The 23,373-nt window shown below is 57.7% G+C and carries 17 protein-coding genes; 9 read left to right on the plus strand and 8 right to left on the minus strand.

All coding sequences use genetic code 11. The annotated features are described in order from the left end of the window. Positions 1-117: 117 nt before the first annotated feature. The 4 genes from HNQ92_RS03655 to HNQ92_RS03670 all read right to left on the minus strand — a co-directional run bounded on the left by HNQ92_RS03655 (position 118) and on the right by HNQ92_RS03670 (position 7,544). Positions 118-876, minus strand: coding sequence for a metallophosphoesterase (locus HNQ92_RS03655; protein ID WP_184171048.1), 759 nt, complete (start codon positions 874-876; stop codon positions 118-120). A gap of 132 nt (positions 877-1,008) precedes the next feature. Continuing rightward, entirely contained in the window at positions 1,009-5,259 is a 4,251-nt protein-coding gene (locus HNQ92_RS03660) for a T9SS type A sorting domain-containing protein (RefSeq protein ID WP_184171052.1), read from the minus strand. A 531-nt stretch (positions 5,260-5,790) separates the two neighbouring features. Next, on the minus strand, positions 5,791-6,528 hold the full coding sequence (locus tag HNQ92_RS03665; RefSeq protein WP_184171055.1) for a LytR/AlgR family response regulator transcription factor: 738 nt from the start codon (positions 6,526-6,528) through the stop codon (positions 5,791-5,793). 2 nt (positions 6,529-6,530) lie between these two features. After that, the gene (locus HNQ92_RS03670) at positions 6,531-7,544 is read right to left on the minus strand and encodes a sensor histidine kinase (protein WP_184171059.1); all 1,014 of its coding nucleotides are present in this window, start codon (positions 7,542-7,544) and stop codon (positions 6,531-6,533) included. A 158-nt stretch (positions 7,545-7,702) separates the two neighbouring features. Between HNQ92_RS03670 and HNQ92_RS28880 the strand changes: the two genes are divergently transcribed. Further along, a complete protein-coding gene (locus HNQ92_RS28880; protein WP_184171061.1) occupies positions 7,703-8,440 on the plus strand; it encodes a CPBP family glutamic-type intramembrane protease in 738 nt (245 codons plus the stop codon). Here the strand turns inward: HNQ92_RS28880 and HNQ92_RS03680 are convergent. Beyond that, positions 8,437-9,780, minus strand: coding sequence for an MATE family efflux transporter (locus tag HNQ92_RS03680; RefSeq protein WP_184171064.1), 1,344 nt, complete (start codon positions 9,778-9,780; stop codon positions 8,437-8,439). The two genes, HNQ92_RS28880 and HNQ92_RS03680, sit on opposite strands and share 4 nt — an antisense overlap. A 206-nt stretch (positions 9,781-9,986) precedes the next feature. On the opposite strand from HNQ92_RS03680, the gene HNQ92_RS03685 reads away from it, so the two are divergent. Both HNQ92_RS03685 and murA read left to right on the plus strand, forming a co-directional pair. Next, a complete protein-coding gene (locus tag HNQ92_RS03685; protein ID WP_184171068.1) occupies positions 9,987-10,697 on the plus strand; it encodes a DUF4290 domain-containing protein in 711 nt (236 codons plus the stop codon). Between the two features lie 68 nt (positions 10,698-10,765). Beyond that, complete coding sequence (murA, locus tag HNQ92_RS03690) at positions 10,766-12,073, plus strand: UDP-N-acetylglucosamine 1-carboxyvinyltransferase (protein ID WP_184171072.1); 1,308 nt, start codon at positions 10,766-10,768, stop codon at positions 12,071-12,073. Positions 12,074-12,161: 88 nt separating this feature from the next. Here the strand turns inward: murA and HNQ92_RS03695 are convergent, their stop codons facing one another. Continuing rightward, positions 12,162-13,739 (minus strand): capsule assembly Wzi family protein, encoded by a 1,578-nt coding sequence (locus tag HNQ92_RS03695; RefSeq protein ID WP_184171076.1) that lies wholly within the window; start codon positions 13,737-13,739, stop codon positions 12,162-12,164. A 376-nt stretch (positions 13,740-14,115) separates the two neighbouring features. Between HNQ92_RS03695 and HNQ92_RS03700 the strand changes: the two genes are divergently transcribed. Further along, positions 14,116-14,781 (plus strand): DUF3267 domain-containing protein, encoded by a 666-nt coding sequence (locus HNQ92_RS03700; RefSeq protein ID WP_184171079.1) that lies wholly within the window; start codon positions 14,116-14,118, stop codon positions 14,779-14,781. Between the two features lie 19 nt (positions 14,782-14,800). On the opposite strand, the gene HNQ92_RS03705 is transcribed toward HNQ92_RS03700, so the two are convergent. Then, a complete protein-coding gene (locus HNQ92_RS03705; RefSeq protein WP_184171083.1) occupies positions 14,801-15,661 on the minus strand; it encodes a 3-keto-disaccharide hydrolase in 861 nt (286 codons plus the stop codon). 180 nt (positions 15,662-15,841) lie between these two features. On the opposite strand from HNQ92_RS03705, the gene HNQ92_RS03710 reads away from it, so the two are divergent. Then, positions 15,842-16,789: a class I SAM-dependent methyltransferase gene (locus tag HNQ92_RS03710; RefSeq protein ID WP_184171087.1), complete on the plus strand. Its 948-nt coding sequence runs from the start codon at positions 15,842-15,844 to the stop codon at positions 16,787-16,789. Positions 16,790-16,807: 18 nt separating this feature from the next. Here the strand turns inward: HNQ92_RS03710 and HNQ92_RS03715 are convergent, their stop codons facing one another. After that, a complete protein-coding gene (locus HNQ92_RS03715) occupies positions 16,808-18,160 on the minus strand; it encodes an McrC family protein (protein ID WP_184171091.1) in 1,353 nt (450 codons plus the stop codon). Positions 18,161-18,304: 144 nt separating this feature from the next. Between HNQ92_RS03715 and HNQ92_RS03720 the strand changes: the two genes are divergently transcribed. From HNQ92_RS03720 to HNQ92_RS03735, 4 genes are all read left to right on the plus strand, one after another. Beyond that, complete coding sequence (locus HNQ92_RS03720) at positions 18,305-19,294, plus strand: Kelch repeat-containing protein (RefSeq protein ID WP_184171094.1); 990 nt, start codon at positions 18,305-18,307, stop codon at positions 19,292-19,294. Between the two features lie 114 nt (positions 19,295-19,408). Next, positions 19,409-21,163, plus strand: a complete 1,755-nt coding sequence (locus HNQ92_RS03725) for a histidine kinase (RefSeq protein WP_184171097.1) — start codon at positions 19,409-19,411, stop codon at positions 21,161-21,163. 12 nt (positions 21,164-21,175) lie between these two features. Then, complete coding sequence (locus HNQ92_RS03730) at positions 21,176-22,522, plus strand: sensor histidine kinase (RefSeq protein WP_184171102.1); 1,347 nt, start codon at positions 21,176-21,178, stop codon at positions 22,520-22,522. A 46-nt stretch (positions 22,523-22,568) separates the two neighbouring features. Then, entirely contained in the window at positions 22,569-23,321 is a 753-nt protein-coding gene (locus HNQ92_RS03735; RefSeq protein WP_184171105.1) for a LytR/AlgR family response regulator transcription factor, read from the plus strand. Positions 23,322-23,373: the final 52 nt, after the last annotated feature.

The raw sequence follows: 23,373 nt of genomic DNA on the forward strand, positions 1-23,373 counted from the left end.
ATACATACAAAGTAGTATAATAGTAGTGAGAAGGGCGGATTAATTTGTGTTAAGTGGTTGGTGGGTAGGGTACTTGGGTAGCGAAACAGGGGGTGCTTGCACGTACGTTTTCCTAACTCACAGCTCAAGTACCCTGCCCGCGTCGAAGCCCCGGTGCTCGCCCAGCTGCACGTAGCCGAGCTGGTTGGTGAGCAGGCGGGTGCGGCCGATGCTGAAGTCAGGTACTTTACTATGGTGGTGGCCGTAGATCCAGTAGTCGGCGGAGGTACTTTCAATGAAGTCGTGGAGCTCTACGGCGAAGGCCTCGTTCAGCAGGCTGCCTTGGTACTGGCTAGGGTAGTTTAAAAGGGTAGGTACGTGGTGCGTGGCCACGAGCGTGGGGCCCGGATGGGCTTCGGCCAGTACCCGGCTCAGAAACGCCATGCTGTCGGCGTGGAGCTCGTTGAAGTACCGGGCCGAGAAGCGCTTGCCCTGGTACCTTATGCGGTGAAAATCGCTGACGTTGGCCTCGAGGAGGTAGTCGTGGGCGGGGCCGATGTGCCCCCAGAGCGTGGAGAAAAGGAGCCGGGCTTGACCGAGCGTGAGCGCCAGGTTATTGACCAGAAAGACGTTGCTCCGGATTTTCTCGTGCAAAGTACCCGAGCGGTAGGCGGCGTCGGACTGGTAGTACTCGTGGTTGCCGGGCAGCCAGTAGGTACTTTTGAAATGATCGGACAGGTACTTGAAAAACCATTTGTGCTGATCCAGGTACTGAAACGGCACCACATCCCCCGCCAGAACAAGTACCTCCGCCCGGGGCGGGATGGGGTTCGCTTTCAGGTACTCGGCGTTTTCCCGGAACTCCAGGTGTAGGTCGGAAAGGTACTGGATGGTCATGGTGGGAATAGGTTTGATGAAGTATTTCTTTTGATAAGCCTGCTAAAGGTACTTTGTTTACCCAATAATAGCACCAAAGGGACGGATCAACTTCTGGATGGTCTGCCCCTTTGATTTAAATACAAAAGTACCCTACTGCTTCACTACTTTATAGGTCATGACTTTCCCCTGGCTTTCGATGTGTAGCAGGTACATACCACCGGGCAACGTTCGCAGGTCGAGGTACTCTTCCGGCTCGCGGCTGGTGAGGCTACGGACCAAAGTACCCTGGAGCGTCAGGAGCCGGATGGTACGGGGCTGGGGCGCGTCAAACGTCAGGACGAGGTAGTCTTGGGTAGGGTTGGGCGCTACCGTGACCGACCGAAGTACCTCGGTGGGGGTACTGGTAATCACCTCCACCCGCACCGTATTGGGCGTTTCGACGATACCCGCGCCGCATTGGTTGGTCACCTGAAACAGCCGGTAGTACTGGCTCGGCGACGCCTGCTGCAGGGCAATGGTATCGGTAGGAGTATACGAATACCGGTTTTGGGTCGCCAGATCCGTACCGAAGCGGTACTGCCAGGGGCCGCCGCCTTCCAGCAATACCACAATGCGGGGGGTACTTACGCCGTCGTAGTAGACCGTCTCGGAGGCAAAGCGCGCCCGGGCTTTTTGGCTGGCCGGGATGGGGTAGGCGTAGGCACCGCTGGCGGTGTTGGGGTCGGAGGCGGCTACGCGTAGGCGGTACACCTGGCCCGAGGACAGGTCGGACGGAATAACCGCCCGCAGCGGCGAGGTACTACCAAGGGTGGCGATGGACCGGAAGCTGCGCCCGCTGGTGTCGGAGAGCTGCACGGTCAGGGCATTGCCCGCCGAGAAAGTACCCCTTTGTGTGTAGTGTACCACCACGGTGTCGCCGGGGCAAAAGCTGGCCGTGGCCCGGAAGTCCACCTTCGTGGTGGTGATGGCCCGCTCGCTGGGCGGATTGACCTCCACCGTAGCCCGGCCCGACACGCGCCCTTCGCCGCAGCTGTTGGTGACGGATGTCAGCGTGTAGGTAGTCGTTTGGGTAGGGCTGACGCGCACCACCGGCTCGGCGCTGGCCCCGTGAAAAGTACCCGTAGTGCCGTCAGAGAGGCGGTATTGCAGAAACTCGCTGCTGGGTTTGTTGCTCTTCAGGGTCAGGAAGGTACTTTCGCCGCTGTTGATGACGGTACCCCCGCTCAGGCTGATGTCGGCCTTGGTACCAATCCCCACGCTCAGCTGGGAGCTGAGGCTATAGCTGCGCAGGGTACCTCGGATCGCGTAGTTGCTGCCGCTCAGCACCGCCGGAATGGTGAGCACGCGCTGGCCGGAAAGTACCTGGGTGGAGTCCAGCACAAGTACCTTTCGGGTAGTGAGGTCCACGAGCTCGAAGCGGATGTAGTCCGTCGAAAGTTCTACGTCACCGAGTAGCTGGTAGTTCATGGTGAAGCTGCTCCCTTCGCAGACCAGGTAGCGGTCGGACGAAACGACGAGCCGGGGCCGTACCTGCACCGCCACCCGACCGGAGGTAGTACCGTAGCCGCACTGGTTATACACCGACTTCACGTAGTACTCCTGCGCTTTGGTGGGGATCACGTAGCGGCTTTCGGGATTGCTGTAAGGTGTAGTGCGGGTGTTGTCTTCGTACAGGACGGTCCAGGGGCCGGAGCCGGTGAGGGTAGTTTGTAAATAAAAGCCTTCGTTGGCGTCGACGATAATGGGCGCGGGCTTGGTGGACGTCAGCGTGGCCGTAGGAAGCGCCCCGATGAACACCTGAAATTGGTTGGAAACGGCGCCGTCGGACGAGGTAATGCGCAGCCAATAGGTACCTGGCTCCAGCGTGGCGGGAATACGGGTGGTAAACTGCCGGCTCGTTTCGCCGCTGGCGAGGGTCATGCAGTCATTGGTGCCATCGCGGTTGAGCTGCAACGAAAAGGTGGCGTTGCCAGCGCTCCCATAAAGTACCGCAAAAGGCACGATAAGGGGGCTGTTTTGGCAGTAGTACCGGCTGCTGCTGCCGTCGTATACATTGAGGCGGTAGGGAAGTACCCGGACGTACGTAGTTGCATTTATGGATGTCGTGCCGCAGCTGTTCGTGACCGATTTGAGGGTATAGGCGGTCGTTTTTCCAACGGCGGGCTTGACGGGAATATAACTGGAATACTGCCACTGGTACGTGTACGTGTAGTCGGTGGTCCCGTCAGAATACACGGCCGATGTCAAGCTACCCGAGGGTACACTGAAATACAGCTGTACGTCGTCTTTGGCCAAGTACTCAGAAGGGTACTCGGCGGTTCCGTACGGACTAATGGAAGCCTGGCTTACGGGCCGCTGCGCCTCGATGGAGTAGGTCTCGCTGAACAGGACGGGATTGGTGGACGTCACCCGGATCGAAGCGTAGGTAGAGCCATTACTGCTGCTGGCGGGGAGTTTTATTTTGTAGGTACCTCCTTCCTTTACGGTTCTGAGGGTTTGGTAGGTGCAGCAATCGGTATAGGCCTGAACGCTGAAAATATTATCAGCGGCAAAGGTACCGCTGGTCTTCACCACCAGCTCGATGCTGTCCTGAGCACAGACCGTTTTGGGCGGAGGAACCAAGTACAGGCCGGGTTTATCGGTGTTGGTGAGGGTAACCCGGACACTAGGCAGGTTCTCGTTTTTGAAGCAGGCGTTGCTCACCGATTTGAGCCGGTAGTCGGTGGTCTGGAGCAGGTAGTAGTCGGGAGTCCACACGCCCCAATCCTGGCGAATTATTTGGCCGTTTTGTTCTTCAATCTGGAAGGGCCCGCGGCCCGAAAAAATGTAGGTCAAATTAATCTTACCCGGAGCGTCGTAGTTCAACCGGCTGTAGTCGGCCAAGGTTGCCTTTGGCATACTTTGTACCGTAAACCCGTTGGCCGGAGGCGACGTCAGCGAGGGGTTCGTCGTCGTGACGATGAGGCTGTAGAGCAAATCATAGGTCTGAGCGTAGTCGGTACCTTCGGGCAAAGGCGGGATCGTAAACTCCAGGTAGTCGCCCTGGCGCGTAGCCGGGAAGGAGTACTGTTTCTGGTCGCTGAACGGGAAATGTACCGTATACTGGGTAGCAGCGCCCAGGGTAGCGTTCGTTTTCAGCCGGATGCGGGAGGTACTTCCCACGCACAGGACCTGCGGCATAGCCGATGGCTCTACCAGCAGCCCTGGCTGCACCGTAACCACCATCGTTTGCGGAGTGGTGGTTGTGGCAGGTCCACAGCCCGACGTAAACGACTGCAGGGAGTAAGACGCGCTTTGCTCAGCGTTGAAGTATACGTACTCCGAGCTGGAGTAGGCGCTGCTAATCAAGAGGCCGTGGCCCAGATCGGCTGAGTAGGGCGGAAGGCCGTTGAAACGTACCCCCACCGAAACCTGATTGCCCATGGATACAGTTACGCTGGACGTAACAATTTCGGCCGTGGGTTTGGGATGTATGTAGCAGGTAGGAGTCCCCGCCGAGCCCACGATCCCGAGGTTGTCTACGAGTACCTGCACGTTAAATGGCAAGCTGTATTGGAGATTAAAGGTGGTAGGAAAGCGCGCCACTAGTACATTGTCCCGTAGCTCAGCATTCACTTCTACCGTACGAGGCACCGACGAAGAACTGTACGAGGTTTCCCTGAACCGCAGCCGGTACCGGGCCTGGGGCGACAAAGGCGGGCCCGAAGTCGAAAAAGCAACTTTTACCTCACTCCCTTCGCAGAAGGCCGCCGGTGATATAAAAGTAGTACGTACGGCCGTAGGGTTGAGTACGGGTTTTACCTGCCCGCTTGTCTGCATGGTCCCGCAGGCATTCTCGGCTTTAGTAATATAAATGGGCTCATTGCTAGTGACAACGATCTGCTGGTAGCTGACAAAAGGCGGCTGGCCGTGTGGGTAAAAACTAAATTGCGAGCCATTGCTGAGGCTCACCAGTACGTTGCTGGTACTTTGCGTGGTAAACTTAATCGGCAGGTCATCGCCGGCGTTGAGGGTATCCGAAAGGCTGGCTTCCAGGTGCAAAGTACCTTTGGCGAAGAGCCGAAAATGGTACCACTGGCTTTCGGTTTTTGGGGAGGAGGCTAACACCCGTAGCTGGATATTCTGGTAGGTGGAGAGGAGGGAGTCGCGGTGGGTCACCTCGATCTGTCCGTCTTTCAGCGTGGCGGGTAGTTCGGCCAGGATCGTTGAGCTTTCAATGCGCTTGACCTGTACCGAAAACTGGTTGTCGGGATTGAATGTTCCACTGATCGAAACGGGGATTTTTTGGACAGATCCCAGACACGCATCCCCGGCAGTATAGATCGAAATGCTGGGCGTTTGGGCTTGGGCCGCGCACAATACGGCCAACAAAAGCACACTAATGGTGTAGATTTTTTTCATAGAGGGTTAAACGTTTTTCAAAAATAATCGAAAAATAGTTGTCACCGTTATGGCCAGGTACCTTTTGTAAAAAAATAGTAAAAGGCTTGTCAGCCGCTTGACCTAGAGCCAGCTTGAGGAAGTACCCGCGGTGGTTGGAGGGTACCTGAAGCCTACCTATGGGGTCAGAATGCTTTGGTCAAAATGGTACTTAGCCAAGCGCGTCGTCTAGGTGTATGTAAGAAAATGGGTGTGAAGTACCCCCCAAAAAAAATAGAGGCGGCCCCGCTTGCGGGGCCGCCTCTTCTGATCATCCTTGTTCCTGGCCTTACCTTACAGACCAGCGAGAGGCCAAGAAAAGCATGAGTCAGCCTATGTTCATAGTGTGTTATAGTGTGATGTTTCACCAAGTTCTCGCTGGCCTTGAAACAAAGTAGGGACATCCGCGCCAAAAGGAAAAGGATTTTCTGGCCGAAGCGGGCAAAATTTAGGGCCAGACGGGCAGTAATTAGGCAGCCCGACTGCCTTTTAGCCCTTTTCCCAATTTGGGGCTCAGGTTTCCTTCATCCATTTCAGAAAGCGCGAAGCCTTGGCTTTGCTGATGGTAATGGGGCCCGCCGAGGCGTCGGTGAGCGTCAGCACGAGTTTCCGCGTGACGTGCTGCTCGATGAGCGCAATGGCCCGGCGCTGGACGATCACCTGGCGGTTGGCCCGAAAAAAGTGCAACGGGTTGAGACGCAGGGCAAGTTCGTCCAGCGTTTCCCGGATTTCGTACTTATGCTGATGCGTATGCACCAGCACCAGCGAGTGGTGAGAGCGGATGTACTCGATCTCGTCCGTAGCCAGGGGGATGATCTGCCCCCGGTAGTGTACCAGCAGGGTACTTAGGTAGGTACTTTCGGTCCCTAGCGGCAGATCGCCGGGCTCTCGGCTGAATAATTCTTTGAGCAGGTTGAGCTTTTCCAGGCTTTTCCGGAGCTTGTCTTTTTCAATAGGCTTCAGCAGGTAGTCGATCCCGTTGCTTTCAAAGGCTCGCAGGGCGTATTCGTCGTAAGCCGTACAGAAAATGACGGGTACGGCCTTTTCCTTCAAAATATCAAAGCTCAGGCCGTCGCCCAGCTGAATGTCCGACAGAATCAGGTCCGGCGCGGGGTGTAGGTCAAACCAGGCCGTGGCTTCGTCGACGGACTGCAATATGCCGCAGATCTGTACCGTGGGGTGTATTTGCTGGAGGAGGTACTTTAATTCATTGGCTGCTTTTTGCTCGTCTTCCAAAATCAAAACCTTCATAGCTAGTCAAGTAGGGGTAGTTGTACGATGAAGTACTGGGGGGTGTGCGTAATCGACGGGCTCTTTTGGGCCAGCAAACGGTACCTTTCCGTCAGATTCTTCAGACCAATGCCCGAGCCAATCTCCATACCCTGGTACCCCCCTTTTTTGGGCTGCACGTTATTCTTCACGACCAGCGAACCGTTTTCCTGGTAAATGTCAATGAACAAAGGCCGGGCCAGCGCCACGACGTTGTGCTTGACGGCGTTCTCGAGAACGAGCTGAAGTGCCAGCACGGGCAGGCGGCGAGTTTCGGCAGCGGGGGTAAGTCGGATCACCACCTGCAGGCCGTCCTCAAACCGCTCGTTCAGAATATACAGGTACGCCCGGATGAAGTCCATTTCTTCGGCAACGGTCACGAGGTTGGCCTCGTGGTTGTGGCGGAGCAGGTACCTGTACACGTGGGCCAGCTGCATGACGTAGTCCTTGACCCACTCCTCCCGAGCGCCGGATTTGAGTACATTCAACGAATTAAACAAAAAATGCGGGTTGATTTGCTGGCGCAGCGAGCTCAGCTGCACGGCCAGGTTCTCCTGTTTGAGCTGCTCTAGCTGCATCCGGGTAAACTGGATTTTCTCCTGCTGCTCTACGTATAAGTAGGCCACCAGCATCAGAACCCCCACCATAACGCCCCGCATGGCCAGAATGATGAGCCGGTTGGGGAGGGGCATCGGGATGAGCGGCGTATTGGGAAAATCCTCGAACGGCGAGAGCAGGTTAAAAATCGTCGTGAAGAAGATACAGCCCAGCACCGCCAGCAGTACCCTCAGCCAGCGGGCGGACAGCCGGGGGGTACGCATACACCACTGGAGGCTGATCCAACTGACGACGCACATCAGGAAGATGACGGTCTCCGACGCAACGAGATTAGGAACATTTTCGTCGCCCAAATACAGACGCACGAGCCGGCCCGGCAGCACAATACACGTCAGCAGCAGCGACATGTTCAGGCCCAGCTTCCATTGGAATCTTTTCATAAAGCGTAAAAGGTAGGTAAATGTAAGGGAAATTACGACCCCACCAACGGACTAGGGAGGCAAAAATACGTACACCCGGTGGCGAGTAGGGTACTTTTAAGCAAATTCAGCCGGACTTTACGCTACTAGTTAGGCAGGCAATAGGTACCTTCGGGCCTATGATCCTTCTGCATACGCTCCGCGATTTTTTTCATTTCCTAAAGGTACCTACGCCCCATTTCCGCCAGGTACCCCTAACGCTCCGGACGGTACTTCTGCTCTTTGGCGTGGTTAGTATATTGCGGGTCGGGTCGGTACTGGCCGACGTCGGCCTCATCCGGCCGCTGGTGCGGGAGTGGCTCGGGCAGGAGCTGGCGCGGCAGACGTTCCCGGCCGAGTGGTCGGAGCTGCTGGTCGGCGCGCTGCTGGTAGCACCCTGGCTCGAAGAGCTGGCCTACCGCTGGGGGCTGCGCTTTTCGGCCGAGCGGGTGGCGTGGTCGGTGGGGCTGGTGGTGTTTTACTGGCTCCCGTTGGGAGGTACCTACTCCACCAACCTCGTGCGGGTGCTGGATCAGCCGGGCTTCTACCTCATGGGGCTGGTGGCGCTGGTGGCCGGGCTCACGACCTACGCGCTGCTGCGGGTACCTTTGCTGGCGGGCGCGTTTCAGCGGCGCTGGGAAAGGTACTTTGGCGTAATCTTTTACGGCTCGGCGCTGCTCTTTGGGCTCATGCACGTATCGAACGTCCGGGAGCTGTCGGCTACGGTATGGCTGCTGGCTCCTTTCATTACCATCCAGCAGATCGTTTTTGGCCTGGTCAATGGCTACGTACGGGTACGTTTTGGCTTTGCGCAGGCCGTAGTACAGCACATGCTTTTCAACCTGGTACCCATTGCTTTGCGCTGGTGGTACCTTTAAGCCTTAAGGCCTTCCCGCCGGAGGCGACGCAGCTTACGGTAAAACCGCACCGTCAGCAGCAACGCCGAGACCGTGAGCCCCACCAGCAGCCCGATCCAGACACCCACTACGTCCAGGCCCAGCGGAAACGCCAGAACGTAGCTCAGCGGCAGCGCCAGCACCCAGTAGGCCAGAAACGTAAAGAGCGTGGGTAGGTTGACGTCGGACACGCCCCTAAGCACGCCTAGCCCTACTACCTGAATGCCGTCCGAGAGCTGGAAAAACCCCGCGATGATCATGAGCGAAGCCGCAATGGCCGCTACCTGGGCGTTGTCCCGGATGTAGAGGCTCACGAGCCACTCGTTGGCGCTCAAAAACAACAGGCAACAGCCGCTCATGAAAACCGCCGTGAGCAGGAAGGCCGCCGTACCCGCCCGCTGGACCGCGGGCAAACTACCCAGCCCCAGGGCGCGCCCCACCCGGATACTACCCGCGGCGGAGATGCCGGTGGCCATCATGTAGGTAGTAGAAGCCATGTTGATGGCGATCTGGTGGGCGGCCAGCTGCGGCTCGCCCAGCCAGCCGATCATGATCACGGCCAGCGAGAAGGCAGCAATTTCAAAGAAAAACTGAAAGCCGCCGGGCAGTCCCAGCCGCAGGATTTTGAGAATCAAACCCTTCAACGGCACCGCTACTACCTCCAGGTAGGGCTGAAAGAAGTTGTCTTGCCGCGTATAAAGCCAAATGGCCACGGCCATGTACCCACGGGCCAGCAAAGTACCCAGGGCCGCGCCGTTGAGGCCCAGCCAGCGAATGAGGGCGTAGTTGAGGAAAGCGTTGAGCACCAGCGCCGACATCGTGATGTACATCGCCACGCGGGGGCGCGAGAGGCCGTCGCACAGCTGCCGAATGGCCATGAACACCAGCAGCGGCGCGTTGCTGAGCAGCAGGATGAGCACGAACGGGCGCGCCAACTGGGTAATGGCGGGCGTTTGTTGCAAAAATTCAAACTGCCACACCACCAGCAGCCCCAGCAGGCCCAAGGCTCCCGACAAGAGCCAGGCTACCCGTATCCCGGCCCGAAAAAGGTGGCCAATCTCCGCGGTGTCGTGCTGGCCGTAGGCCTTCGACACCAACGCCGACACGATGGAGATACCCCCAATGCCAATGCTGCCGATCAGAAACGTGACCGAATGCGCCACGCCCGCCGCGCCCAAAGGCACCGCCCCCAGCAGCCGCCCGATCATCAGGTTGTCGGTCACGCCCATGAGCACTACCCCCAGCTGGGCCACCACAATGGGGATGCTCAGCCGAAAGGTTTCGCGGAGGTCGCGTTGGTACAGGCGGACAAGGGCGCGCATAAAAGGTAGGTGATTTGCAGTTTTGGATTAGCCTTTCTACTTTTACGTATAGCGATTTTTATCGTCTTCGATTTTTTAAAGTACCCGCAAAGGCTTTCCGGCCCGCAAAAGTACGAAAGGAAACCCTTATCGAAAGCCCGGCCGCTCATTCATCTTGTTTCTGATAAAAACTTCTTAATTTTGTCTTTTCCCAAAAAATAAAACCTTTGAAAGAATACGGTAGTAATGTAGAAAAACTAGCCGATCACATCGTCAAGATGGAAGATCCGGCTAAGCGTACCCTGTACGCACACATACTGGTGGAGCTGATGCGACAGATCCACCCCAACATGCGGGACAACCAGGACTACTACAACAAGCTTTGGGATGACCTGTACATTATATCCGGTTTTGAGCTGGACGTAGATAGTCCGTACCCGCCGCCGTCGAAAGAGCTGCTGGGCAAGAAGCCGCAAACCGTGGCCTATAACCAACACAAGCTCAACTACCACCACTACGGCAAGAATATCGAGCTGCTGGTAGAAAAAGCGATCCAGACCGAAGATCCGGACGATCGCCTGGCGTTTGTGTCGTACCTCTACCGGCTGATGCGCTCGTTTTATAACGCCTGGAACCGGGAAAACCCCGAGGATGTGGTATTGCTGGAGCACCTGGAAGAAATCTCCGAAGGGAACCTCCGCGCCGAAATTGACTACATCCGGCAGAACGGACCCATCGAAGCTTCGCCCAAGGATCGGAACAGCAATCCCGAGCGTAGCCGTGGCAACCAGGCGAGCGGATACAAGGCCCAGCCCAACTTCAACACCGACCGGCCGGTGGCACCCACCAATGCCAACCGGAATAACCGCAACAACAAGTACCCCAACAACCGCAACAACAACAATAATAACAACAACAACCGTAATCGCCGAAAGTAGGCTTCTTTTCTTACCGTAGTCGTGCCTGGCCCAGCGGCAGGTAGGCTCGCTCATTTTTTCCTTTACGTATGGCTTCATTCAAAATAACGGGCGGTCGCCGCCTGCAAGGTGAAATTATTCCCCAGGGTGCCAAGAACGAAGCCCTCCAGATTCTCTGTGCCGTACTGCTCACCAAAGAGCCCGTTACGATTCATAACATTCCCCACATCCGCGATGTCAATCAACTCATCGACCTGCTGGATGACCTGGGCGTACGCCTCACCCGCCTCAGCGATTCTTCCATTCGCTTCGAGGCCGATCAGGTAGCCATAGACCACCTGGAGTCGGATTCGTTTCGGCAAAAAGCGGCGGCGCTGCGCGGCTCGGTGATGCTGCTGGGGCCCATGCTGGCCCGCTTCCGGAAAGGGCGCATTCCGCGGCCGGGGGGCGACAAGATTGGCCGCCGCCGCCTGGATACGCACTTTCTGGGCTTTGAAAAACTAGGGGCCACGTTTAGCTACGACGGCGAAGACGGCGGTTTTTACCGGGTCGATGCCGCCAACCTGAAAGGTACCTACATGCTGCTCGACGAGGCCTCCGTCACGGGGACGGCCAACGTGCTGATGGCCGCCGTAATGGCCGAAGGTACCACCACCATCTACAATGCCGCCTGCGAGCCCTACCTGCAGCAGCTCTGCGCCATGCTCAACCGCATGGGGGCGAAGATCGGGGGCGTGGGCTCCAACCTCCTCACCATTGAGGGCGTAGAAGAACTGCACGGAACCGAGCACACCATGCTGCCCGACATGATCGAGATCGGGAGCTTTATTGGCCTGGCCGCCATGACGCAGTCCGAGATTACGATCAAGAATTGCCAGATCCCCATGCTGGGCATCATCCCGGACGTATTCAAGCGCCTGGGTATCCAGCTGGAATTTCGGGGCGACGATATTTTTATCCCGGCGCAGGAGCGTTACAGCATCGAAAACTACCTCGACGGCTCCACCCTCACCGTGGCCGATGCCCCCTGGCCGGGCTTCACGCCCGACTTGCTCAGCATTGTGCTCGTGATCGCCACCCAGGCGCAGGGGACGGTGCTGATCCACCAGAAGATGTTCGAGAGCCGACTGTTTTTTGTGGATAAGCTCATCGAAATGGGCGCGCAGATCATCCTTTGTGACCCGCACCGCGCTACGGTCATCGGCCTGAACCGAAGTACTCAGCTGCGGGGCATCCGCATGACCTCGCCCGACATCCGGGCGGGCGTGTCGCTGCTGATCGCGGCGATGTCGGCCCGGGGCACGAGCATCATCGACAACATTGAGCAAATAGACCGCGGCTACCAGAACATCGACGGACGCCTCAACGCCATCGGCGCGGAGATTATCCGGCTTTAGGGCGGAGGGCTTTGGGTATGGGGCGAGGGTACTTTCAGGAAGTACCTCGCCGCGTTATTTGTGGCGTAGGAAAGTACCCTTTAGCTACTTAGGGAAAGCGGCGGTCGCTCGCGGCCCAGCCCGTAGAGCGCACGCCCAGGTACCCGCCGAAGGTACGGGGCAGGAGCCCGCCCTGGTCGTAGGCGAGCTGGCCGGTGAGGCGGGTGTGGCCCCAGCGAAAAACGGGCAGCTCAAACGCCAGCAGCGACGAAAACTGCCGCACCGTAGTTTGGAACGGAATGTTATTGGTACCCCGGTTGAGGCTGTACGAGGCCTTGGCCCGCAGCTGCACACGGTCCAGCAAGGTACCTTCCAGGCCCAGGTGGTACACTTCGATGAGGTTATTGGGAAAAAATTCGCTGTTCTCACCCAGTTCGGGCACGAGCTCGTACTTGGGCGCGATGAAGGGCGTCCCCAGCGCCCGGCCCAGGTAGGACCACCCCTCGCGGTACTGCGCGTGGTTGAAGTAGTTGTCGTTGCCTTTGAAGCGTGAACCCGGCACGTCGAAGGTAGGGGTGGTTTGGTCGCGGGTGTAGAGCCATTCCAGCAGTATTTTCCGGAGCTTGAAGAAGGCATACTGCGTAGGTCGGCGCTGCCAGCTCAGGCCGTAGAGGCCGTCGGGGATGTTTTGAAGCATCATGCCCGACGCATCCTCGAAGTAGTGGTTGTGGTAGAGCAGCAGCGTAGAAGTACCCCAGCGGTAGTCTACGGCCAGGCTGTAGTGCCCCACGTGGTTTCCCACCCGATTTTCCCCGTCAAAATTATTGAAGCGTTCGTTGCGGTGCTGCTTGGGAATCTTCCCGATCACCACGCCCCAGAGGTAGTCTCGGAAGTCGCTGGTCAATTTTCCGTCGACGGCCAGGATGCTGCCCTTGAGGTAGTCGGCCTGGCCCGCCCACATCACGTGGTGGTCCAGGCCCAGGTACCCGCGGACTTTTCCGTTGGGCAGTCCAAACCGCCCGTAGAGCGCTTTCTGGTGCAGGTAGGCGCCTTTGATGTAGGGCGTATTGAACCAGCCGTGGGCGTAAAAGCCCCGGATGGAGAGGTAGTTTTTGAGAAATTTCAAAGGTACAAAATCCGGAATGCCCACCTGGATCTTGGGCACGGCCTGCGCATTGCCCGACCACGACGTGGCACCCGTACTGAGCGTGGTATCAACCAGGCCGATGATTTCGCGGCGGCGCCCGCCCCATACTTCAAAGGGCCCCCACTGCACGCGGGCGTAGGCTTCGGGCAAAAGTACCTCCGACGACCGCCCCAAATTATAGACGCCCTCGGCCCCCGCACCCCAGCTCAGGCGGGAACGAAACGTAGGCCGGGTGGTAAGGGAGGTATCGGGAGGTACCCGGCGCGAGTCGTAGCTAAGTCCCAGCCGGGCGGTGGCCACCGGAGCCAGTAGCGGCACGCGCCCCCACTGGTTGGCCCGCAGCCAAAAGGGCGTCCGCGCCGTTGTAGCCGCGTAGCCGCCTACCTCCACCGACGGCTGCCAGGCCGAGTACTGAGCCCGTGCGGCCGAAAAGTACCCTAGCCCCAAAAGTAAGCCCACGGCCCTGATCAGGTACTTTCTGAACAAAGCCGGGAAACGAAAAAGATCGTAGCAAGTCAATAGGGTGTAGCTATTTACCATAGCTTCTGCGGAGTAGTGACCATTTAAAGTGCGCACGCACACAGCTAGATACGTATACCTTTTTAAAATAGATGTTTGCCCCCCAAATATATTCTCAGGCTCTGGGAATAGGGTACTTCAGGCAGGTACCTACCGGGCCAACGACCCCGAATGAACCCCCACGTCTAACAAAGCGCGCACGCCATTTAGCAGGTACCTGCAAGCGTTCATTCTTCAAAGCGAAAGGGGATGGTTAGGTACCCTTGGTCGATGTAGCGGCACTCCGGGGCGCAGTACCCGCAACCTGTTCCGAAAAATGATCTTTCCTAGCTGCCATCAATTCTATGGTACTTTTTTTGTACTATTGATACCCCAATTACCTCCTTTTATCAGTAGCATGAAACCAACCATCCAGGCCCTGCACGAGTCGGGCCAGTACCAGCTCGTTGAATCCTTCACCATCGACGAAATGAGCGAGTTCCTGGCGCGGGAAGCGGGCCTCAAAAAAAGTACCCCCGCCACCAGCTCCGTGGCTAATGTGAAGTCTCCCAAATTCTGGCTCCTTTTCCTGGCTTCGCTGCTGGTGGGAGCTTTTATCGGCTGGCTGATCGGGATGGTCATGGACAGCGCCAAAGCGGACGCGGTACTTTCTCCCTTCTGGCAGATTCCCCTCTCCGTGGTGGTTTTCTTTTTCCCCGTCCTGCCCCTGCACGAAGCCATCCACGCGCTGTTTTTCAAGCTGCTGGGCGCGCCCAAAGTAGGCTTTGGCTACTCCGCCAAGGGGCTCATGGTGTACGCTTACGCCCAGCGCTTCGTGATGACCCTGCGCGAAAACGCCCTCGTTGCGGCCATGCCTTTTGTGCTCATTACGGCCTCGCTGGTGGGGCTGCTGTTTTTGGTTCCGTCGCTCCAAACGCTCTGGGTGTTTCTGCTGCTGGTGCATACTTTCGGCTGCCTGGGCGATTTTATCCTGATTAAGCATGCCTGCCGCAACCGCGCCGTAGCCATGTACACCTACGACGACCTGGACGAAAAACGAACGTACTTCTTTGCCGCCCGCTAGGTACCTGGCTCAGGTACTTCTATTTTTTCTTTTTGTAGGTACAAAGCGAATTGTCCGCCTTCACGTAGTACGACTTGAAGTTTTCGGCTTTGGGGTCCATGCAGCCTTTCAGGTTCAGGACCTCTATTTTCCGGAACTCGGTGGGGTGGCTCTCGCTCTGCAACGAAATGGAGCCCTCGGAGAGTAGCTTCCCGTCTTGCTTCAGAGCAGGGTTGTGTCCACTCACCACGCCGCCGCCGATCTGGGGCTGCTGGTACTCCAGTACCTGCTCGCCGTTGACAAAATGCCGGATGAGGGAGTCGCCCAGCACCAGTACTTCGGCCCGGACCCACTGGTCGCCGTGGTAGGTTTTGGAGGTGGAGTTGATGCAGTGGCGGGTGTCGAGCTTGCCGTTGAGCACCACGTGCGTACCGGGCGTGCAGAGGTTGCAGGTCGTGCGCTCGCCTTTGCCGAGCCCACCCAGCAGCTGCACTTCGATCGAGATCGGGAAGTCCTGGTCTTTGCCCATGGTAGCGGCGGGCTGGCCGTGTACCATGATGCCGTTGTTGCGCTCGGCCCAGCCCTCACCGCCCTTGGGCTGCTCACCCACGAAGCGGTATTCTACCGCCACCCGGTAGTAGGAGAAATTCTCTTTGTAGAAAATATGGCCGTAGCGTACCTTGAAGTCGTCGTACTGGTCGTAGCGCACCACCATGTTGCCGTTTTCTACCCGAAAGGTATTGCCAAAGTTATCGTTGAGGTCGTACCCGCGGATCTTGACGTCCCAGCCGTCCAGGTTTTTACCGTTGAAGAGTTGTTGCCACTCCTCTTTATCCGTTTTCTTTTGGGCCGTGGCGGCCAGCGATGTTAGGCTGAGCAGCAGCAGGAAAAATTGTTTCATACCAGAAATACTTAAGGTTGATAGAGTACGCATCAAGGGTACTTTTGTGCAAGGTCGGTAAAAATACGTTTCCAACCCTAACGCACCACCGGGAATCTGGGGTGAAAATAGGCCGCGCTTCCTACCGGGAGAGGTACCTGGCGTTCAAACCGGCACGCGAACATTTTGTACCTTTGTCAAATGAAATCAAAAAAGGTACCTTTTAAACATACTAAGAAAAACAAAGAAGGGCATTCGGAAGCCTATTTTGGCGACTACCGCGACCACTGGTGGAACCAAAGCTTCCTGGACCTGCTGGCCCGGCGGCTGGAATTGGATCAGCACCACCACCTGCTCGACGTGGGCTGCGGCCAGTGCCACTGGAGCAAGCTCCTGGTGAAGTACCTAAGTACCCCCACCACGGTGTCGGGCATCGACTACGACCGCAAGTGGGTGCGGCAGTCGGCGGAGATTGAAAGCTACTTCCGCGAGCGAAACATCGGCTTTGACCTGCGCAAGGGCGACGCCCACGACCTGCCCTACGCCGACAATACCTTTGACCTGGTGACCTGCCAGACGCTCCTCATCCACGTGGAATTTCCCGAGCAGGTCATTGCCGAAATGCTGCGGGTACTTCGGCCCGGCGGGACTATCCTGTGCGTGGAGCCCAACAACCTGGTGCAGAGCCTCACGAAAAGCTCGGCCTCGGCCAACGACCCCGTGGACGAAATCCTGGATCACGTCAAGTACGCGCTGCTGTTTGAGCGGGGCAAGAAAAAGCTCGGCCAGGGCGACAACTCCGTGGGCGACCTGGTGCCGGGGATGCTCGCCAAGGCGGGGGTGGAGAACATCGACGTGCGGCTGTCGGACAAGGCCATTGCCATGTACCCTCCCTACACCACCGACGAGCAGATAGCCACCATGGAGCAGTGGAGCCGTGGCGGCGCGTGGAGCACGGAAGAGTTCAGCGATTATGATTATTTCAAAGCCCTGGGGCCGGAGGCGTTTGCATTTTACGAAAAGTACCTCCAAACCTACGCCCGGCAGGGCGAGCGCATCCTGCGCTCCATCGACGCCCGCAAGTACCACGCCGCGGGCGGTGCCCTGATGTACGTGGTGTCGGGCACAAAACCCCTGGCAAGTACCTGAGCGGGGGTACCTGGTCGTTTACCGGATGGCCTCCCACAGCCGTGCCACCATCTCCGGCGCGGGCACCGAAAGCTCCACCGGCACAAACGACAGCGGCAGGTCTTCTTCGTACCGAAAAGGCAAACTGGCCTCGGAGAAAGTGGCCGTACCAGGATAAAGCAGCGCCAGCTTCACGCGGCCTTCATCGCGCAGGTACCTTCGGCCGTAGGCGTAGAGCTGGTACAAATCCGGCTGGGCTACGCCGTAGGTGTGGTCGGGGGTGGCGGTGATTTCCTTCCATTTGATGTCAAGTACCCAGCTGTCGTGGCCGTGCCGGATCACGACGTCGGGGCGGAGCCGGTGTTGCAAAGTACCCCCCGGTGTGCGTAGCAGGTGGTAGCGCGCCTCCTGGCTGTGCACCGAAAGCGGAGCGGGCAGGTACCTGCGCAAGCTGTGCGACACGTAGGCCTCAAAGAGCTGGGCCGTGGGGAAGAGGAGCCCCGGCAGGCGGGCCGTGCCCGGCGCGAGCCCCGGTGCCCTGCCGCCCAGCAGCCATTCTACCCAGGGCCAGAGCCAGGCGTAAGCCACAAAGCGGCGGTCGTTGCGGCGGGCCAGCGCCAGGTCCTGCGCCCAATCTACCGAAGCCGGGATGTCGTCCAGGGTAAAAAGGTACTGCCGCACCCGGCGGGCGTTGGGGGTACTTTGGCGTAGTTGCCACAGGCAGGCTTTGAGCAGGCGGTTGGGCGCGTTGTTGCGGGTGCGCTCGTCAAACCGCAGCGGGAGCCGCTCGGGGCGGAGCAGGGTACTTTGGCTCACGCGGTTCAGCTGGATTTTCCCCTTTACAAACGCCTGTTCTTGCTCTATAGGCTGGTAGTGGGTCTGGAGCCCCTGGTGGAGTAGGCGCTCGGCCTGCTGCAGAAAAAGCGCCGCCAGTACTTCGGGCAGCGCCCAGGAGGCCCACTGGCTGAGCTGCGCTTCGGGAAGTACCCGGAAGGGCAGCGTAGGCACGGCCCGGAGCATCCGGAGTAGCACCCGGCGGGAAGCATGCAGCGCGTCGTCTTCGGAGGTACCTGGGCTGAGCTTGGGCAGCAGCTCCAGGGTGGTACCGTCGGGTACCTGCAGCAGCCCCACCCACGCGCCTACGCGCAGGTACTCGCGGCCGCGCTGCACAAAGTACGTCAGCACGGGCGCGGCCTCGGCCTGCACGGCGTAGGCTTTCAGCGCCCCGAAGGTTCGGGCAGGCAAGGCGAAAGTACCTTTCGGCTCGGGCGCAAGCGCGGTCTGCGGCGTCAGCAGGCTATGTTCGGGTAGGGAGTACAGCAAGCCGTAGGGGTAGTTTAGGAAAAAATCAAAAGGTACTTTTTGTAAAAAGCCATATTCAGAAACGCCCAAGGGTACCTGAAGTCGTTTTAAAATACAAATTCACTTTTGTTGGGTCGGTGAAAAAATCGTACTTTGATGATTCAATAGCCCGGTGAAACAGATGGAGGCGTAGTGCCGTATGGGTGATATATAACTCTTAAAAGCTCGTTTCCCATGAAAAAATCTCTTCAAATTGCCCTTGTAGGCTGTTTACTGGTAAAGATAGTCACTTGTGGCGAAGTACTCTACGCCCAGGGCTGGAAAGCCGCCGAGCCGCTCAACCTACCTACCGCCCGCCACGAAAACGCCATGACTGCCGCCAAAGGCAAGCTCTACCTGCTGGGCGGCCGCGGCGAACGCCCCGTGGACGAGTATGACCCCAAGAAAGATTCCTGGACGGCCAAAGCCGCCGCGCCGCTGGAGATGCACCACTTCCAGGCCGTCAGCTACAAAAACGAAGTGTACGTGCTGGGGGCTTTTACCGGTAAGTACCCGCACGAAACCCCCATCCCCCATATTTATATTTTCAACCCCGAAACCAACGAGTGGCGGCAGGGGCCCGAGATCCCCGAAGCGCGGCGGCGCGGCGCGGCGGGAGCCTTTGTCCTGAACGACAAAATCTACCTCGTGTGCGGAATTCAGGACGGACACTGGGACGGCCACGTGGCGTGGTTTGACGAGTACGACCCCAAAACCAATACCTGGCGCCAGCTCTCCGACGCTCCGCGCCCGCGCGACCACGTGTCGGTGGCGGTGCAGGGTACCAAGCTCTACGTAGCCGGAGGGCGGCTCTCGACGGCGCGCATCAATCAGGTACTCAACCGCACCATTCCGGAGGTAGATGTCTACGACTTCAAAACCAACCAGTGGACGACCCTCGACGCCTCCCAAAACCTACCAACCCTGCGGGCGGGCAACACGGCCGTGGCCTTCGGCTCCCGCATCCTGATCATTGGCGGCGAGAGCGACACCCAGGTACCCGCCCACAGCGAAGTAGAGGGCTTCAATACCAAAACCAACCGCTGGGAAAAACTACCCCAGCTCCACCAGGGGCGCCACGGCACCGGCGCGGCCGTGCTCAACGGCAAGGTGTACATCGTGGCGGGCTCGGCCAACCGCGGCGGTGGCCCGGAGCTGAACTCGATGGAGATACTTGATAAGTAGGGGGGGCGTCAAGTGAAAGGCTGCGTTCATCAAGTCAAAGAACCTTTTCGTCAATCGCCACTCTAGCTTTTGCCCTACAATGACGAACTTCTCGCGGACATTCATTCCTTCGCCATGCGTTTCGTTTTTGTAGCCATATACCTCCTAAGTACCCTGGCCGCCTGGGCTAAGCCCGGCAGCGGCCCTCGGGGCGATAGCTGGCAGCAGGTACGCCAGCAGCGAAAGGGCGTCGTATCGGTATTGTGGTACAATTTTGAGCCCTTCACCTACCGGCAGCCCGAGACGGGCCAAATGCAGGGCATCGAATACGAGCTGATGGAGGCCTTTATTCAATTCATCAACCAGCGCTACGGCTTCGAGCTGCGGGCGGAGTGGGTGGATGTAGGTACTTTTGAAAACGTCTACGCGGGTGTGAAGCAGGCTGGCTCGAAGGGCGTATTTGGGCTGTCCTATTTCTCCATTACCGAAGAACGGAAAACAGAAGTGCACTTTGCGCCGCCCTACATGCCTGACCTCAACGTGGTAGTTACCAACAACGCCCTGCCTTTCTTTACTTCTTCGCACGAGTTTGTGAAGCTGCTGCCCCGGCTGTCGGGTTATACCATGGCCAATACCACCATGGAGCAGGACATGGAGCAGCTGAAGGCTACGTTTTATCCTGGGTTGCGTATCAACCGCACCGGCGACGACTACGTGGTCATGGAGCAGATTGCGCGCGATCCCCGCGCCTTTGGCTACATGCCCTTGATCGTGTACTTGATTGGTCTTCAAAAAGGAATTAAAATAAAACGGCAGGAGGTACTTCCTGCGTCGCGGCCGGGCTTTGCGGCGATCTACCCCTTAAGAAGCGACTGGGAAGAGCCGCTACAGGATTTTTTTACGAGCGAAGAATGCCGCCGCCTGACCAACCAGGTGGTGCAAAAGTACCTCGGAGCGGGCGTTTCGGATTTGATGTACAAGCCTTTTGCCGATAGCGCCCAAACGGCCACGGACCTCACGCTGCTCTCGCTCGAGAAGGAAATCGTGACCCAGCGGCTCATTGCCGCCGCCCTGGAAGTGCAGCAGCAAAAGAGCTACCGAAACCTGACCATCCTGGCCGTGATGGCCTTCATGGTCGTGGCGGGGGTACTTTACGGGCGCTTCGTGACCAAAAAACGACTGAACGACCAGCTGGTGGAGCGGAGCCGCCTCATCCAGACGCAAAACGAAGAGATTGAGCGCATGAACAAGCGGCTGGAAATGAAGGTACTTCAGGCCCAGGTAAACCCACATTTTATCTTTAACTCGCTCAACGCGATCCAGTACTTTGTGAGCCTCGACGAGAAGCGCCAGGCGCTGGGGTACATTGCGGCTTTTTCCAAATTTATGCGGTTGCTGCTGCACAACGCGTCGGCGCTCGAAACCTCGATTCCGAACGAAGCCAGTATGCTGGATCAGTACCTGGCGCTGGAAAAAATGCGCTTTTCGGGTACCTTCAGCTACACCATTCGTGAGCTCGATCAAGAGGCGTTGGCTACGGCCCTGATTCCGTCGCTGGTGGTTCATTCGTTCGTAGAAAATGCGCTCTACCACGGGGTACTCAACCGCCCTGGCGATGCGGGACTTATTGAGATTTGCTTCCAAAAACAAGGCGATTTTGTGAAGGTAGTGGTGGAAGATAACGGCGTGGGCCGCGCGGCCGCGCGGCAGCTGGCAGGACGCAAAAAAGGCTCCGACCTGACGCCCCACCAGCAGCTCGTCCGCGACCGGCTGGCCCTGCTCAACGAGCAGGCGGAGCAGCACATCACGGTAAGTACCCTCGACCTGCACGATGCGGCCGGAAAGCCCACAGGTACCCGGGTAGAGCTTCTTTTTCCCATCCGTTCCTAACGTACCGCAGCTATGCGATTCACTACTTTTTGGGATGAACTATCCAATTTGGGAATAAACGAGGGGTTGCCGCTTCCGCTTCGGAAGAAAATCGTTCTTTGCAACCGCCTAGCCTTTACGGTCGGGGTCGTGATCTTTTTGTCTTCCTTTACCTACTACCAGGTACCCCTGCTGTTTGGGTTGTATTTGATAGCGGGCCTCATGTATAGCTCTCCGTTGCTGTTCAATTTCCTGGGACACTACGATCTGAGCCGATTCATGCTGGTGGTGGCACCTCCTTTCTACATTATTTTGGGCGCAGGCTGGGCTAGCGAGGCACCCGCCGTAGGGCTGAAGTACGCGCTGCTGTCGGTCCTGATCATGCCGGTATTGCTGTTTCAGGCTTCCGAAAGCCGTAAAATGTGGCTGGGCCTGGGTTGGGTCATGACGACCCTCCTGCTGTATGACCCCCTGACGCTGGCCATTCCGCGCCTGAAAGAAATTAGCAGTGATGCGGAGTTCGACGACTCGGTGGCGCAGAATACCGGCATGATGGTCAGTTTTATCCTCTTCGTGGCCGCTTTTTTGTACCAACAGCGCGTTAATCTACGTACCGAGCAGCAGCTCCAGGAAACGCTGCGGCAGGCCAAGCGAAAGAACCAGATTATCTCGGAGAAAAACGAGCAGCTCAATGAGCAATACGGCGCTATAGAGCAGCAAAAAGCGGAGATCGAAAGCATGAACCGCGAACTGCGGCTACAGGCGCTCAAGGCCCAGATCAACCCACACTTTGTCTTTAACGCGCTCAACTCGATCCAGCATTTTGTGATGCAAAAAGATACGAAGGAGGCGCTGGGGTACCTTACCAAGTTTGCTCGGCTCATTCGGCAGATTTTGGAAAACTCCGTCAACGAAACCATTCCCATTGCCGACGAGCTGAAGGCCCTGACCTACTACCTGGACCTGGAGCGGCTGCGGTTCAACGAGTCCTTTGCGTACCAGATCGAAATTGATGAGCAGATCGACGCCTTCACGACCGAAATCCCGGCTATGCTCCTCCAGCCCTACATCGAGAATGCCATCCTGCACGGGCTGCGGCACCGCCGGGGCGGGGGTGGAGAGTTGAAAATATGGGTACTTTACCAGTTCGAGCGGCTGCTCTGTGTCGTTGAAGACAACGGCGTGGGCCGGGAAGCTTCGGCTCAACTGGCCGCGGGCAAAGTACCAGGCCACATTTCGCGGGGCACCGCCGTTACCAACAACCGCCTACGCCTGCTCAATGATAGCATCACGGGGCAGGTGAGTGTGGTCACCCTGGACCTGTACGACGAGCAGCGCCGCCCGCGGGGCACGCGCGTAGAAGTACTCATTCCGCTTTGATACCTTAGTACCTACCTCATCCATTGTACCCTATTAAGCAAGCTCTATGAAAGCCGTAATTATCGAAGATGAATTTCACAGCCGGGAATTCCTGAAAAGTGTGGTAACCGCGTGGTGCGAAGGCGTGGAAATAGTGGGCACGGCGGAGTCGGTGCCGGAGGGCGTGGCGCTCATTGAGGCCGTGGCACCGGAGCTGGTCTTTCTGGACATCGAAATGCAGTCGGGCACGGGCTTCGACCTGCTGCAGCAAGTCCGGAACCGCGACTTCGAGGTCATCTTCACCACTGCCTACGACCACTACGCCATCCAGGCCATCAAGTACAGCGCCATCGACTACCTGCTTAAGCCCATTGACCTGGACGAGCTGCAGGCGGCGGTGGCAAAGGTAAGGGAACGGCGCCCTGGGCAGGTGGCCCCCGTGAATGAGGCGCTGGAATTGCTGCTGGCTACCCTGAAAAACCCCGCCACGGAGCCCACCAAAATTACCCTGGCTACGTCGGAAGGGCTGGAATTTGTACCGCTGGAGCAGATTATCCGGCTGGAAGCGGCCGGGGCTTACACTACTTTTTTTCTAAAAGAAGGCAAGAAAATCATGGTAAGCAAAAACCTGAAGGAGTACGAAAACCTACTTCCGGCCCGGCGTTTTTTTCGCATCCACAATTCACACATGATCAACATCGACGAAGTGAAAAAGATGCTGAAAACCGACGGCGGATACGCCGTGATGAACGACGGGGCAACGGTCATGATTTCGCCCAAGAAGAAGGAGGAGTTTCTGCAGCGCATCATGCAGCGCTAGGGAGTGAGCTGCCTGGCGGGTAGTTTGCCGGTAGAGTTACAAGCCAAGAAGA

The sequence above is a fragment of the Rhabdobacter roseus genome (assembly GCF_014202275.1).
GTDB lineage: Bacteria > Bacteroidota > Bacteroidia > Cytophagales > Spirosomataceae > Rhabdobacter > Rhabdobacter roseus.

Excerpts from the sequence above, each read along its gene's own strand:
- HNQ92_RS03705 (WP_184171083.1), bottom strand. The coding sequence starts at position 15,661 with ATGAAACAATTTTTCCTGCTGCTGCTCAGCCTAACATCGCTGGCCGCC.
- HNQ92_RS03680 (WP_184171064.1), bottom strand. The coding sequence starts at position 9,780 with ATGCGCGCCCTTGTCCGCCTGTACCAACGCGACCTCCGCGAAACCTTT.
- HNQ92_RS03735 (WP_184171105.1), top strand. The coding sequence starts at position 22,569 with ATGAAAGCCGTAATTATCGAAGATGAATTTCACAGCCGGGAATTCCTG.
- murA (WP_184171072.1), top strand. The coding sequence starts at position 10,766 with ATGGCTTCATTCAAAATAACGGGCGGTCGCCGCCTGCAAGGTGAAATT.
- HNQ92_RS03725 (WP_184171097.1), top strand. The coding sequence starts at position 19,409 with ATGCGTTTCGTTTTTGTAGCCATATACCTCCTAAGTACCCTGGCCGCC.
- HNQ92_RS03720 (WP_184171094.1), top strand. The coding sequence starts at position 18,305 with ATGAAAAAATCTCTTCAAATTGCCCTTGTAGGCTGTTTACTGGTAAAG.
- HNQ92_RS03695 (WP_184171076.1), bottom strand. The coding sequence starts at position 13,739 with ATGGTAAATAGCTACACCCTATTGACTTGCTACGATCTTTTTCGTTTC.
- HNQ92_RS03660 (WP_184171052.1), bottom strand. The coding sequence starts at position 5,259 with ATGAAAAAAATCTACACCATTAGTGTGCTTTTGTTGGCCGTATTGTGC.
- HNQ92_RS03730 (WP_184171102.1), top strand. The coding sequence starts at position 21,176 with ATGCGATTCACTACTTTTTGGGATGAACTATCCAATTTGGGAATAAAC.
- HNQ92_RS03655 (WP_184171048.1), bottom strand. The coding sequence starts at position 876 with ATGACCATCCAGTACCTTTCCGACCTACACCTGGAGTTCCGGGAAAAC.
- HNQ92_RS03670 (WP_184171059.1), bottom strand. The coding sequence starts at position 7,544 with ATGAAAAGATTCCAATGGAAGCTGGGCCTGAACATGTCGCTGCTGCTG.
- HNQ92_RS28880 (WP_184171061.1), top strand. The coding sequence starts at position 7,703 with ATGATCCTTCTGCATACGCTCCGCGATTTTTTTCATTTCCTAAAGGTA.
- HNQ92_RS03700 (WP_184171079.1), top strand. The coding sequence starts at position 14,116 with ATGAAACCAACCATCCAGGCCCTGCACGAGTCGGGCCAGTACCAGCTC.
- HNQ92_RS03710 (WP_184171087.1), top strand. The coding sequence starts at position 15,842 with ATGAAATCAAAAAAGGTACCTTTTAAACATACTAAGAAAAACAAAGAA.
- HNQ92_RS03665 (WP_184171055.1), bottom strand. The coding sequence starts at position 6,528 with ATGAAGGTTTTGATTTTGGAAGACGAGCAAAAAGCAGCCAATGAATTA.